This window comes from Roseovarius litoreus (assembly GCF_900142765.1).
Taxonomy (GTDB): Bacteria; Pseudomonadota; Alphaproteobacteria; order Rhodobacterales; family Rhodobacteraceae; genus Roseovarius; species Roseovarius litoreus.
This window is the reverse complement of record NZ_FRCB01000003.1, coordinates 416257-429127: the sequence shown is the minus strand read 5'-3', so window position 1 is coordinate 429127 and position 12871 is coordinate 416257. Positions and strand designations below refer to the sequence as shown.

Here is a 12871-nt window from a genome sequence, read left to right as displayed (position 1 = left end):
CGGCGGGTCAAGATCACCGCCGCACCGCTGGCGCAGCTGCAGGGGAAAGCGGGTGCAGCCCACGCGAGCCACGGGTCAACCCCTGCCAAAATCCGGCTTGATCAAGACGCCTTCTTCGCCATCGCATGCCTGCATGAAAACCGGCGCCTGATGCTTTGCGCATTTTGTGCAAGGACAGTCTTGAGCTACAATGCCATCCAGTTACGCATTTTTGAAAGTCATCAGCCAGGATCGCGTGTCCCCTCACAGACTATGCCGTTTCCTGATCAATCGCTTGAAAGCCCACTCAAGGAAGACCGCCTGATGGGATTAGGTCGCCGAAGCATCCGGAACGCTTCCCCTTGCACAGGAGATTTCGTCAATGTCGCCTTCACCCACCAATCTGATCGCAGCGGCTGCCTGTGTTGCCATGGCGCTGAGCATATCACCCGAGGCAAAGGCGCAATCCGCCCCTTTGTCGGCGCAGGAGTCCGACCCGAATGTCATGGGCTGGATGCAGGGCTTTCCGCCGCCTGCCGACAAGATGATCACGCAGCCCGACAGCGTCTATTTCAGCTTCCCGAAGCTTCGCTGGTCCGTCTGTCACCTGCGGGAGTTTCTGCCCACCGAAGAGATCAGCCGCGGCCTCGGCGCGCCGGTGCCCTTGAGCTATCCTTCGCCGTCCGATTTCGCCGACATGCGGGCAGCGATCGACGCCGTCACCTTCACGCCGCAGAACAGCGACAAAGAGATGACGTGGGAAGCCTCGCTCCATGCCAACTACACAGACGGCATGCTGATCCTGCACAGGGGTGAGGTCGTTTACGAACGCTACTTCGGCTGCCTCGAAGAAGACGGCAAGCACGCCATCATGTCGATGACAAAATCGGTCACCGGCCTTCTGGCCGAGATCATGGTGGTCGAGGGCATGCTGGACGACACCAAGCTGGTGCGCGAGATCATTCCCGAAATCGGCGACAGCGCCTTTGCGGCGGCCACCGTGCGGCAGGTCATGGATATGACCACGGGCGTGAAATACTCCGAGGACTACTCGGACCCCGACGCCGATATCTGGCTCTATTCACGCGCGGCCAGCCCCCTGCCCAAGCCCGACGACTATGTGGGGCCGGACGGCTACTGGGAATACCTCCAGCAGGTCGAACCCGAGGGCAATCACGGTGACGCGTTCCACTACAAGACGATCAACTCCGACATGCTGGGCTGGATCATCAGCCGTGTGTCGGGCAAGGCGGTGACAGAGCTGGCCTCGGAGCGTCTGTGGCGGCGCCTCGGGACCGAGCAGGACGCCTATCAGACGGTCGACGGCAAAGGCGTGCCTTTCGCCGGGGGCGGGATCACCGCCGGGCTGCGCGACCTGGGGCGTCTGGGCCAACTGATGCTCAACGAGGGCGCGCTCAACGGTGAGCGTTTGTTCCCCGCCGAGGTGGTCGAAAAGATCCGCTCCGGCGGTGACCCGTCAAAGTTCAGCGGCTTTCCGACGATCCCGGACGGAAGCTACACCAGCCAGTGGTGGGTCCTGCATAACGATCACGGCGCCTTTGCGGCGCGCGGCGTGCACGGGCAGACGATCTATGTCGATCCCACCGCCCAGATGGTTCTGGTGCGGCTCGCGTCCTACCCGCGCGCACAGAACGGCTTCATCGATCCCACCTCGCTGCCAGCCTATCAGGCGGTGGCCGAGTTCCTGATGTCGAGGACCTGATGAGCTGACGACGAAAGGAAGCCTATGGATCGGGCGCCACGACGCCTCGTGAGCTGGCGTTGCGCGCGCCTCTGTCCGATCACAGCCCCGGCCTCAGCCCTGCCTTACCCGCATTTCGAATGTCCGCAGCTGGCGCAGGTCATGCAGCCTTCGATCATCCGCATGTCATATCCGCCGCAGGACGGGCAGCTTGGTCCGCGCGGCGCGTCGAAATTCACCACCGTCTGCGTCGGGTCCGACTTCAGCCCAAGCCCCTCGCCCTCCAGGAATCCGATCGAGATCATGTGCTGCTCGAGAATCCCCCCGATCGCCGCAAGGATCGACGGGATGTACTTGCCCTGCATCCACGCGCCGCCGCGCGGATCGAACACCGCCTTCAGCTCCTCGACCACGAAACTCACATCGCCGCCGCGCCGGAACACCGCCGAGATCATCCGCGTCAGCGCCACGGTCCAGGCGAAATGCTCCATGTTCTTCGAGTTGATGAACACCTCGAAGGGCCGCCGGTGCCCATGCAGCACGATATCGTTCACCGTGATATAGATCGCATGGTTGCTGTCGGGCCATTTCAGCTTGTAGGTCGCCCCCTCCAGCTCCGTGGGCCGGTCCAGCGGCTCTGACATATAGACGATCTCGCCGCCCTCATGGGGCATCTGCGCACCGGCCTCTCCGGGGGCCGCGTCGCTGGCCTCCGACACGCTCAGCACGCTGCCCGTCACATCGTTGGGCCGATAGGTGGTGCAGCCCTTGCAGCCCGTCTCATAGGCCTGCATGTAGACATCCTTGAACGCCTCGAACCCGATATCGGCGGGGCAATTGATCGTCTTGGAGATACTGCTGTCCACCCAGCGTTGTGCGGCGGCCTGCATCTTGACGTGATCCTCGGGCGCCAGCGTCTGCGCGTTCACGAAATAGTCGGGCAATTCGGCATCGCCGAACTTTTCGCGCCACATCTGCACGGCGTAATCCACCACCTCTTCCTCGGTGCGGCTGCCGTCCTTCTGCAACACCTTGCGGGTGTAGGAATAGGCGAAGACCGGCTCGATCCCCGAACTCACATTGCCCGCGTAAAGGCTGATGGTTCCCGTCGGCGCGATCGAGGTCAACAGAGCGTTGCGAATGCCGTGCTCGGCGATCGCCTCGCGCACATCCGCATCCATCCCGCGCATATTCCCCGACGCCAGAAACGCCCCCGCATCGAACAGCGGAAACGGCCCCTTCTCACGCGCCAGATCCACACTCGCCAGATAGGCCGCGCGCGCGATCTGATGCAGCCACGCCTCGGTCTGCGCCACCGCCTCGTCGCTGCCATAGCGCAGCCCCACCATCAACAGCGCATCCGCAAGCCCGGTGACCCCCAGCCCGATCCGCCGCTTGGCCTCGGCCTCGCGGGCCTGCGCCTCCAGCGGAAAGCGGCTGGCATCCACCACATTGTCCATCATCCGCACCGCCACGGCCACCAGATCGTCCAGCGCATCCTCATCCAGCGCGGCCTCCGGCCCGAACGGGTCCGTCACCAGCCGCGCCATGTTGATCGACCCCAGCAGACAGGCGCCATAAGGCGGCAGGGGCTGCTCGCCGCACGGGTTGGTGGCCGAAATCGTCTCGCAGTAATTGAGGTTGTTGGCCGCATTGATCCGGTCGATGAAGATCACCCCCGGTTCGGCGTAATCATAGGTCGCCTGCATGATCCGGTTCCACAGGTCGCGCGCTTCTACAGTGCGATAGACCTTGCCGCCGAACTCCAGCTCCCACGGCCCGTCCGCCTTGACCGCCTCCATGAAATCATCCGTCACCAGCACCGACAGGTTGAACATCCGCAGCCGTGCGGCATCCGCCTTGGCGGCGATGAAATCCTCGATATCGGGATGGTCGCAGCGCATCGTCGCCATCATCGCGCCGCGCCGGCTGCCCGCGCTCATGATGGTGCGGCACATCGCATCCCATACATCCATGAAGCTGAGCGGCCCGCTGGCATCGGCGGCCACGCTTTTCACCTCGGCGCCCTTGGGCCGGATCGTGCTGAAATCATAGCCGATCCCGCCACCCTGCTGCATGGTCAGCGCGGCCTCCTTCAGCATCTCGAAGATCCCGCCCATATCGTCCGGGATCGTGCCCATCACGAAACAGTTGAACAACGTCACGCCGCGCCCGGTGCCCGCCCCCGCGGTGATCCGCCCCGCCGGCAGGTATTTGAAATCCTCCAGCGCCGCATAGAATTTCTGCTCCCAATGCGCAGGCTCATCCTCGACCGCCGCCAGCGACCTCGCGATTCGCCGCCATGTATCCTCGACGCTCTTGTCTATGGGCGTGCCATCCGCCTCTTTCAGGCGATACTTCATGTCCCAGATGGATTGGGCGATGGGGGCGGTGAAACAGGACATGGTGCGACTCCTCGGCAGCTCGGGAAGACACACAATAGCTTGAAGCCCTCCGCATTTCCACTACCCTATGTGGCCTGTTCGGGGGGAATCGCACCACATGGCCAAACTGCATCTCATCAAGCTCAGCGTCGGTTCCGACAGCGTCGAAAGCCTGATGCGCTGGCAGTCCTCGGCGCAGGCGCGCGGCCCCGACGGCCAGCCGCGCCACATCACCCGCATGTGGCCCAAACGCGCCGACGAGGTGCTGGACGGCGGCTCGATCTATTGGGTGGTGCAGGGCCTCGTGCAATGCCGCCAGCGCATCCTGCGGTTCGACGAGGTCACCGGCGCCGACGGCATTCGCCGCTGCGCCTTTGTCCTCGACCCCGAAATCATCCGCACAACCACCGCGCCCAAGCGTCCCTTTCAGGGCTGGCGCTACCTGCAGCCCTCCGATGCGCCCGCCGATCTGGCCGCCCACCGCCAGAACGAAGACAGCCTCCCGCCCGAGCTTTCGGCGGCCTTGGCCGATATCGGCGTCATCTGACGCGCGCCTCACGGGGTTTTGACCGCTCGCCCGGCTTTTGGGCTAATTTCCTCTGAAAACCGGCATTTTTCAGCGCATCACCCGGCGTCAACGGGCAGGAACATGCTGCCTGCGCGCGCATCGGTTGATCGTGCCGCACAACCGGCCCACCTCTGTCACACCCAAGCAGGCACATCCTGCATCCGGGCATCTTCGGCCCTTCCCGACCCGAAGGTTTCGACAAGGTAAATCCGCATCACCGCGCGGAGATCGACATGACAAGAAAGAGGTTTGAGCGATGTTGAAACAAGGTTCCACTCTATTGGCCGCACTGGCCCTCGCCACGGGTCCGGCCCTTGCCGGCTCGGCGACGCCCCCAGAACCCGATCCGGTCATCGCCACACCGGCACCACCGCCTGTCCCCTCCAGCCCCGACTGGACCGGGCCGTATGTGGGCGGTCAGATCGGCTGGGGCAATGTCGACACCAATCTGCCCGGCGTCAGCGGCGACGATGTGATCGGCGGCCTGATCGCGGGCTATGATTACGATTTCGGCCAATGGGTCGTCGGCGGCGGTCTGGATTACGACTGGGCCGATATCGGTCTTGGCGCGGGCAATCCCACGCTCGAGAACGTGTTCCGCGTCAAGGCGCGCGGCGGCTACAAGATCGGCAATGGCTTGCTCTATGGCACAGGTGGCTGGGCGCAGGCCGACACCAGCACGCTCGGTGACGATGACGGCTATTTCATCGGCGCGGGCTATGAGCACATGGTCACCCAGAATATCTCGCTCGGTGGCGAAGTGCTCTATCACGAGTTCGACAATTTCAACTCGACCACGACCGATGTGGATGCCACCACCGTTCAGCTGCGTGGTGCGTTCCGCTTCTGATCCGGGTCCCTGACCCGCGATGGTCCCTCCCTCCGGACCCTGACGGGCGTGCCCTCCCCGGCACGCCCGTTTTGCCGTCGTCTTCCGTTATACCGCAACGATTGCGTACAGGATGGACACAAATCCCGCGATCGGGTCCCGGTTTCGTCCCAAAGGCGCGTAGGTTTCGTACGGATCGTACGACAGGATGTCAGTCGAGCGACAGGCTCTTGAGCAACTCCGCGAGGGTGCTGCGATCCATGTCGCTCAACGGCACGCGCCGGGCCCGAAACAACGTCGCCTGACTGCGCAGGATCAGCCCATCTTCCAATATTTTCAAATGGTTGGCGCGCAAGGTGTCACCGGTCGAGGTGATATCGGCAATCGCCTCGGCGGTCTCGTTCTTCACCGTGCCTTCCGTGGCGCCCTGACTGTCCACAAGCTGGTAATCCGCCACCCCGTTCTCGCGCAGAAACTCCCGCACAAGTCGGTGATACTTCGTGGCAATTCTCAAACGAAATCCGTGGGTTGCGCGGAATGCTGAAGCCACTGCATCAAGATCGTCCAGCGTGTTCACATCGACCCATGCGCCCGGCACCGCCAGCACCAGATCGGCCTGACCAAAGCCCAGCTCAGCGATTTCCTCGACCCGATTGTCCCATTGGCCCAGTTTCTCGCGCACCAGATCGGTGCCCGTCACCCCAAGATGGATGCGCCCAGCGGCCAGCTCTCTTGGGATTTCCCCGGCAGACAAGAGAACAAGGTCAACATTATCAATACCTTGGACATAGCCCGCATATTCGCGATCCGATCCCGCACGGCCCAGTTCGATGCCGCGCTTGCCGAACCATTCAAAGGTTTTTTCCATCAGCCGCCCCTTGGACGGCACCCCCAGCTTGAGGCTCATGACAGCCCCCCCAGATCCACCACCAGCCCCGGCCGCACCACTCCGCCGACCGCCGGTATCTCTCGTCCACGACCCAGCTGTCGGGTCAGCGCGTCATAGCGCCCGCCGGTCGCCACAGGCGGCAGGTCAGGCCGTTTTTCTGCATAGAATCCAAAGACAAAGCCGTCATAGTATTCCATGTTGGTGCGCCCGTAACTGGCCTCGAAATCAAGCTTGGTGATGTCCAGACCGCGTCCCGCCATCGCCTCCAGACGCCGCGCCAGCCGGTCCACCGCAGGTTGGATCGCGCCCATGTCCACTGCAATATCTCGCAATCTTTCCAAGGCGTTATCGGACGTTTCTCGCACGGCCAGAATGGCATCGATCAGCGCCACCTCGTCATCCGAGATCGGCGCAACCTGAGCATCCTCTTGCAAGGCTTTGATCCGGCTCAGTATTTCCGCTTCGCTGCGCAATCCGATCATCGGCCCCGCCTCGGCCATCGGCTCCGCCTTGGCCAGCAGCGCCGCCCGGCTCTCCGGCACCGGCACCCGGCCAGAATAGCGATCCATCAATGCCCGAAACCGTCTCGGCCTCCAGATATGCCGCAACAACGCCTTCTTGCGCGCCTCGGTGGTCCGCAAGCCGCCCACCGCCGCCATCAAGAGGCCGATATCACCGGTCGCTGCGCGCAGGCCCAGAGGCTCCAAGGCATTGAAAATAATGCAGAAAACACGTGCATCCGCCGCCTCTGGCGCCGCGCGGTCAAACAGTTCGAAGCCGACCTGCATATATTCGTTGGCCCGGTCGGGATCGTCCTCCTGCCGCCGAAAAACCTCCCCGGAATAGGTGTAACAGGCCGGTTCCGCCCCATGCGCCATATGCATCTGCACCACCGGCACCGTGAAATCCGGCCTGAGCATCTGCTCCCCGCGCAACGCATCCGAGGTCACATAGGCCCGCGCCCGCATATCCTCGCCATAGAGATCAAGCAGGACCTCGGCGGGTTGCAGCACCGTCGTTTCCACCGGCTGCGCCCCCTCGGCCTCGAAGACCGCGCGCAGCCGCGCCGCCTCGGCCCGGATCGCGGCGCGGTCGGTCATTGCCCCTGCCCGTCCAGAATTTTACGCACCTTTTCAACAAGTTGCGCGCGCGGAACCTCGAACTGGCTGGGTCGTTCCTTCCACTCTTCGAGGGTCGCATTCTCGGCCATCTGCGCCCCGAGGATCAGGTCCTTGATCTGGATGACGCCGCGCTCTTTCTCGTCGCCGCCCTCGATCACCGCGATGGGCGCACCGCGCCGGTCGGCGTATTTCATCTGGTTTCCGAAGTTCTTCGGATTGCCCAGATACACCTCCGCCCGGATACCCGCGCGCCGCAATTCACCCACCATATGTTGATAATCGGCCATCCGGTCGCGGTCCATCACGGTCACCACCACCGGACCTTCCACCGTCCCGCCGATCCGGCCCTTTTCGCGCAGCGCCGCCAGCAGCCGGTCCACCCCGATGGACACACCCGTCGCCGGCACCGCCTGCCCGGTAAAGCGCTTGACCAGATCGTCATAACGCCCGCCCCCCGCAACCGAGCCGAATTGCCGCTTGCGGCCTTTTTCATCAAGGATTTCAAAGGTCAACTCGGCTTCGAACACAGGCCCGGTGTAATATCCAAGCCCCCGCACGACCGATGGATCGATCACGATCCGGTCCGGCCCATAGCCTTGGGCCTCCAGAAGATCGGCAATGGTTTCAAGCTCTTGCACACCCTCAAGACCAATCGCGCTCTCCCCCACGGCGGCACGCAGATTGTCCAGCGTCCGCGCCGCAGTCTCAGCCTTTGACGTGAGGAACGCCAGCACCGGCCCCGCCTGATCGTCGCTCAGCCCGACCCCGTCGATATAGGCGCCCGAGGCGTCCAGCCGCCCCTTGCCCAGCAACTCGCGCACACCGCTTTCGCCTACCTTGTCGAACTTGTCGATGGTGCGCAGGACGGCATCGCGCTGCGCGCCCTCGTCCAGCCCCATGACCTCGAGCACACCATTGAGAACCTTGCGGTTGTTCACCCGCACGATGTAGTCGCCGCGCGGGATGCCCACCTGTTCCAGGGTGTCGGCCAGCATCGCGCAGATCTCGGCGTCAGCCGCCACCGAAGGCGCGCCAACCGTATCCGCATCGCATTGATAAAACTGACGAAACCGCCCCGGCCCCGGCTTTTCATTACGCCAGACAGGCCCCATTGCATAGCGCCTGTAGGGCGTCGGCAGATCGTTGCGGTGCTGCGCATAGACCCGCGCCAGCGGTGCCGTGAGATCATAGCGCAGCGCCAGCCAGTCGCCCTCGTCCTCCTGCCAGGCAAACACGCCTTCATTCGGCCGGTCCACATCCGGCAGGAACTTGCCCAACGCCTCGACGGTTTCCACCGCGCTCGATTCAAGCGCCTCGAACCCATAAAGATGATACACGCCCGCAATCTTGCGCAACATCTCGGCGCGCTCGGTCACTTCGGTGCCGAAGTAATCGCGAAAGCCCTTGGGCGTCTCGGCCTTGGGGCGGGGCTGTTTCTTTTCCTTGGCCATCTGGGGGATCCACCGGGGTTTGCTGCTTGTCGCAGCGTCTAGCCGAAGGGGCACGCGGGGGCAAGCCGGGGCAACAAGGCGATTGACGTCGACAGCCCAAAACCGCTAGCTCGACGCATGGATACGCTTGAAGAACAAATCGCCCATCTGACCCGCGCGCTTGACGATCTGTCGGATGTCGTGACCCGGCAGGAACGCGAGATCGCCCTGTTGACGCGCCGGGTGCAACTGCTGCTCGAGCGCGAGGCGGAACGCGAAAGCGATCTGGGCGGCGGTATCACGCTTGGCGATGAACGCCCGCCGCACTGGTAAGGCGTGGCCCTGCGATCACCGGCGCGCTACATCTCTTCCACAGCCAGAACGCCGCTCAGGCTTTTGATTGCGCCCTTGATTTGCGGGGTAACAGGGTAGTCCTGCCCTGTGTCGATCTCGATCTCACCCGGAAGGCTCGGCCCCATCAGGCAGAACCGGATCGGCCCGCGCCCCCCGGATTTGACCGATGTGACCGCGTTCTGCAGCACCGAGGCCACCGAGGGAATCGCCTCTTCGGTTTCGACGAAGATACGCAGCCCCATGGCGCCCGCATCCGCCACGACCCCGTCGATTGGTGACACAGCCCGGCCAAGCAGTTTCAGCTGATCGCTTTCCATCGTCGCCTCGACCGTGACCACGACCTGCGCACCGGTCTCCAGATGATCGCGGGATTTCTCCAGCGTTTCGGAAAACAGCGTCACCTCGAAGCCGCCGGTCGTGTCCGACAATTGCACAAAGGCAAACCGGTTGCCGCGCGCCGATTTGCGCTCCTGCCTGCCTGACACGACACCGGCCATCTTGGCCACCAGCGCGCCCTTTTGCTCGGCCATTGCAGTGACCTCGTCGAGGGTCTTGACGTCCTTGCGCCGCAGCGCGCCCATGTAGTCGTCGAGTGGATGGCCCGACAGGTAAAAGCCGATCGCCTTGAATTCCTCGGTCAGGCGCTCGGCGGGCAGCCAATCCTCCACCGGGCTGAGGCGCGGCTCGGGCAGATCGTCGCCCGCCTCGCCAAAGAGCGACACCTGGCTCGAGGTCTTCTGATCGAAAATCGCCGCCGAATAGTTCATCAGCGGCTCGATGCTGTCGAACACGCGGCGCCGGTTGCGATCAAGCTCATCGAAGGCCCCGGCGCGCGCCAGCATCTCAAGCGGCCGCTTGCCGATCCGTTTCAGATCGACGCGCCGCGCGACATCGTAAAGCGTCGCAAAGGGCTTGTCGCCGCGCCCCTCCACGATCAGGCGCATCGCCTCGACGCCGACGTTCTTGAGCGCACCAAGCGCGTAATGCAGCACGCCGCCGCGCACCTGAAAGACCGCATCCGACCGGTTCACGCAAGGCGGCGCATAGGGCAGTTGCAGCCCCTTCTTCACTTCCTGGAAATAGACCGCCAGCTTGTCGGTCAGGTGGATATCGCAATTCATCACCCCGGCCATGAATTCGACCGGGTGGTTGGCCTTGAGCCACGCCGTCTGATAGCTGACCACCGCATAGGCCGCCGCGTGCGATTTGTTGAAGCCGTAATTGGCGAACTTGTCGAGCAGGTTCCACACTTCCAGCGCCTTGGCGTCATCCACCCCGTTGGCCTTGGCCCCGGCGATGAACTTGGGGCGTTCGGCATCCATCGCGGCCTGGATCTTCTTGCCCATGGCGCGGCGCAAAAGGTCAGCACCGCCAAGCGTATAGCCCGCCATCTCCTGCGCGATCTGCATCACCTGTTCCTGATAGACGATGATGCCCTGCGTCTCGTCGAGGATATGGTCGATCAGCGGATGCAGCCTGTCACGCTCGCTCAGCGCGTTCTTGACCTCGCAATATTTGGGGATGTTCTCCATCGGGCCGGGACGATAGAGCGCCACAAGCGCCACGATGTCCTCGATGCAGGTGGGTTTCATCCGCTTGAGCGCATCCATCATGCCCGAGCTTTCCACCTGGAACACCGCCACCGTCCTTGCGCGCGCGTAAAGCTCATAGGTCTTGGCGTCATCCAGCGGGATCTGGCCGATATCGTTCTCGGCGCCCTCGAACGGCTCATAGATGGTGCTGCCATCGGCAGCGATATGCAGGTCGCGCCCCTCGGCATGGATCTGCCCGATCGCGTTCTGGATCACCGTCAGCGTCTTGAGACCCAGAAAGTCGAACTTGACCAGCCCTGCCTGCTCGACCCATTTCATGTTGAATTGCGTGGCCGGCATGTCCGAGCGCGGATCCTGATAGAGCGGAACCAGCGCATCCAGCGGCCTGTCCCCGATCACCACCCCCGCCGCATGGGTCGAGGCATTGCGCAACAGCCCCTCGACCTTCATGCCGTAATTCAGCAGCCGGTCCACGACCTCTTCGCTGCGCGCCGCCTCTCGCAGGCGATCCTCCTGTGCCAAGGCCTGCTGGATCGACACCGGCTTGACCCCTTCCACGGGGATCATCTTCGACAGCTTGTCGACCTGGCCATAGGGCATCTGCAGCACCCGGCCGATATCGCGCACGGCAGCCTTGGACAGAAGCGCACCGAAGGTGATGATCTGCCCCACCTTGTCGCGCCCGTATTTGCGCTGCACATACTGGATCACCTCCTCTCGGCGATCCATGCAGAAATCGATGTCGAAATCCGGCATACTGACCCGCTCGGGGTTCAGGAAGCGTTCGAACAGCAGGCTGTAGCGCAGCGGATCGAGATCGGTGATGGTCAAGGCATAGGCCACCAGACTGCCCGCCCCCGAGCCGCGCCCCGGCCCCACCGGAATATCCTGTTCCTTGGCCCATTTGATGAAATCAGCAACGATCAGGAAATAGCCCGGAAAGCCCATTCCCTCGATGATGCCCAGTTCGAACTCCAGCCGCTTGTGATACTCCTCCACCGAGGCGGCATGCGGGATCACCGCCAGCCGCGCCTCCAGCCCCTCCTTGGCCTGACGGCGCAGCTCGTCCACCTCGTCATCGGCAAAGCGCGGCAGGATCGGATCGCGCCTGTAGGCGCCAAAGGCACAGCGCCGCGCGATCTCGACGGTATTCTCCAGCGCCTCGGGCAGATCGGCGAAAAGCGTCGCCATCTCCTGCGGCGTCTTGAAGTAATGCTGCGCGGTCAGCCTCCGGCGCGGCTCGGCCTGATCGACATAGGTGCCCTCGGCCACACACAAGAGCGCATCATGCGCCTCGTACATGCCCGCATCGGGGAAATAGACGTCATTCGTGGCCACCAGCGGAATACCCATCGCATAGGCCATCTCGACAAAGCCCCGCTCGGTCAGCCGTTCGGCCTCGGGCGCGCCATCCTCGCCCGGGTGACGCTGCAGCTCGACATAAAGCCGGTCTGCGAACGCCTCCAGCAACTGGCCCATCAACGCCTCGGCCGCCGGGCGCTGCCCGGCCTGCAACAAGCGCCCCACCGGCCCGTCCGGCCCACCCGTCAGACAGATCACCCCCTCCGCATGCGCTTCGAGCTCAGCCAGCGTGACATGCGGCAATTGCCCGTCGCCGCGCAGATAGAGACACGAGTTGAGCTTCATCAGGTTCTCGTAGCCCGCCTCGTTCTGGGCCAGCAGAACCAGCGGCGCAGGCGGCTTGGCCCGCTCACCCGGCTGGGTCTCGAGATAGTCCAGATCGACCTGACAGCCCATGATCGGCTGGATGCCCGCCCCGCTCGCGGTGACGGAAAACTCCAGTGCGGCGAACATGTTGTTGGTGTCGGTCACCGCCACCGCCGGCATCCCCGCCTTCTCGCACAGGCCCGCCAGCGACTTGAGCCGCACAGCACCTTCCAGCAGGGAATATTCGGTATGGACGCGAAGATGAATGAATCGGGGGGAACTGCTCATGCCCCGCAGATTAGCCGCCCGCGCGCCCCGGCAAAAGCCACGATCCCGCAAGGCGCGCGTTTTTTGCCCAAGCCGCAGTCAAAGCTGCCGGCTTTGGCCCGGAAAA

9 protein-coding genes are annotated in these 12871 nt (G+C 63.5%); 4 read left to right on the top strand and 5 right to left on the bottom strand.

What is annotated here, in order from left to right; all coding sequences use genetic code 11:
* Window positions 1–361: 361 nt before the first annotated feature.
* Window positions 362–1702, top strand: a complete 1341-nt coding sequence (locus tag F3H35_RS08405; protein ID WP_149779155.1) for a serine hydrolase domain-containing protein — start codon at window positions 362–364, stop codon at window positions 1700–1702.
* Between the two features lie 104 nt (window positions 1703–1806).
* Here F3H35_RS08405 and F3H35_RS08400 read toward each other — a convergent pair whose 3' ends face one another.
* Window positions 1807–4086, bottom strand: a complete 2280-nt coding sequence (locus F3H35_RS08400; RefSeq protein ID WP_149779154.1) for an adenosylcobalamin-dependent ribonucleoside-diphosphate reductase — start codon at window positions 4084–4086, stop codon at window positions 1807–1809.
* A 97-nt stretch (window positions 4087–4183) separates the two neighbouring features.
* On the opposite strand from F3H35_RS08400, the gene F3H35_RS08395 reads away from it, so the two are divergent.
* Together F3H35_RS08395 and F3H35_RS08390 are read left to right on the top strand one after the other, a co-directional pair.
* Entirely contained in the window at window positions 4184–4612 is a 429-nt protein-coding gene (locus F3H35_RS08395; RefSeq protein WP_149779153.1) for a DUF1489 family protein, read from the top strand.
* Window positions 4613–4889: 277 nt separating this feature from the next.
* Complete coding sequence (locus F3H35_RS08390) at window positions 4890–5483, top strand: outer membrane protein (protein WP_149779152.1); 594 nt, start codon at window positions 4890–4892, stop codon at window positions 5481–5483.
* A 190-nt stretch (window positions 5484–5673) separates the two neighbouring features.
* Here the strand turns inward: F3H35_RS08390 and hisG are convergent, their stop codons facing one another.
* Genes hisG through hisS form a run of 3 tightly spaced genes read right to left on the bottom strand, consistent with a single transcriptional unit; the run spans window position 5674 to window position 8923 of the window.
* Window positions 5674–6369 (bottom strand): ATP phosphoribosyltransferase, encoded by a 696-nt coding sequence (gene hisG / locus F3H35_RS08385; protein ID WP_149779151.1) that lies wholly within the window; start codon window positions 6367–6369, stop codon window positions 5674–5676.
* A complete protein-coding gene (locus F3H35_RS08380; RefSeq protein ID WP_149779150.1) occupies window positions 6366–7451 on the bottom strand; it encodes an ATP phosphoribosyltransferase regulatory subunit in 1086 nt (361 codons plus the stop codon). The genes hisG and F3H35_RS08380 overlap by 4 nt, the downstream gene beginning before the upstream one ends.
* Complete coding sequence (hisS, locus tag F3H35_RS08375; protein ID WP_149779149.1) at window positions 7448–8923, bottom strand: histidine--tRNA ligase; 1476 nt, start codon at window positions 8921–8923, stop codon at window positions 7448–7450. The genes F3H35_RS08380 and hisS overlap by 4 nt, the downstream gene beginning before the upstream one ends.
* Before the next feature lie 117 nt (window positions 8924–9040).
* Between hisS and F3H35_RS08370 the strand changes: the two genes are divergently transcribed.
* On the top strand, window positions 9041–9235 hold the full coding sequence (locus F3H35_RS08370) for a SlyX family protein (RefSeq protein ID WP_149779148.1): 195 nt from the start codon (window positions 9041–9043) through the stop codon (window positions 9233–9235).
* Between the two features lie 26 nt (window positions 9236–9261).
* On the opposite strand, the gene dnaE is transcribed toward F3H35_RS08370, so the two are convergent.
* Window positions 9262–12765 (bottom strand): DNA polymerase III subunit alpha, encoded by a 3504-nt coding sequence (dnaE, locus tag F3H35_RS08365; RefSeq protein WP_149779147.1) that lies wholly within the window; start codon window positions 12763–12765, stop codon window positions 9262–9264.
* Window positions 12766–12871 lie beyond the last annotated feature (106 nt).